The following is a 747-nucleotide window of genomic DNA, read 5'->3' on the forward strand; positions in this document are numbered from 1 at the left end:
TCGGCCTCGGTCACGTTCTCACTAGTCATCGGTGCATCCTCCATGATCGGGAGTTACACCGAACGATTTACAGTCCCAAGGACGCCTGAAACCCCAGCTCAGGAAGAGTGGTCCCCGCACAGGCGGGGGTGTTCCGCGGTCATACGTTGTGGCGCCCACGGTTTTGCGGTGGTCCCCGCACAGGCGGGGGTGTTCCGGTCAGCCACGCGATGGCGGCGGCCTTCACGGCGTCCTCCCCGGGGGTGTTCACGAGTGCGTCTGACCAGCCGGGCAACCACGGCCTACAAGATCGCTTCCCGGCGACGGCGTGATCGTTTCCCGGCGCATCCCCAGAACGGGTACGGTCCACCGCATGGTGGGCGACTTCGATGCAGCTGAGGCCATGCACGACCGCATATCGGACCGGTCGGAGGCATGGGACTTCATCCGGGCCTTCGCGGCTGGGTGGTACTCGCCCCTGACCGATGGCGACGGCGTTGGCCAGGAAGAGCTCAAGCAGATCGAAGGCCGGCTGGGACTGCCCGTCCCTACCGCTCTGCGTGAGGCATACCTGCTCTTCGGTCGGCGTCCGGAGTTGTTCGAGCACCAGGATCCGATGCTGCCTCCCTCGGACCTTTTCGTACACGCGGACCTTGGGGGTGTGCTGTGCTTCCGAAGCGAGAACCAGGGATGTGAGCTGCCCCGAGTTTCGTAGAGTCCGATCTTGATTGGTTCAGGCGGACAGCGGGGTTTGCTCCTGGCTGCGCC

Annotated in this window: 1 protein-coding gene; it reads left to right on the forward strand. The window is 64.7% G+C overall.

Annotation, left to right across the window (positions count from 1 at the left end; translation table 11 throughout):
• Window positions 1-352: 352 nt before the first annotated feature.
• Entirely contained in the window at window positions 353-694 is a 342-nt protein-coding gene (locus tag IEZ01_RS34460) for a hypothetical protein (protein WP_229833369.1), read from the forward strand.
• Window positions 695-747: the final 53 nt, after the last annotated feature.

It is taken from the genome of Streptomyces purpureus, from assembly GCF_014648195.1.
GTDB lineage: Bacteria > Actinomycetota > Actinomycetes > Streptomycetales > Streptomycetaceae > Streptomyces > Streptomyces purpureus.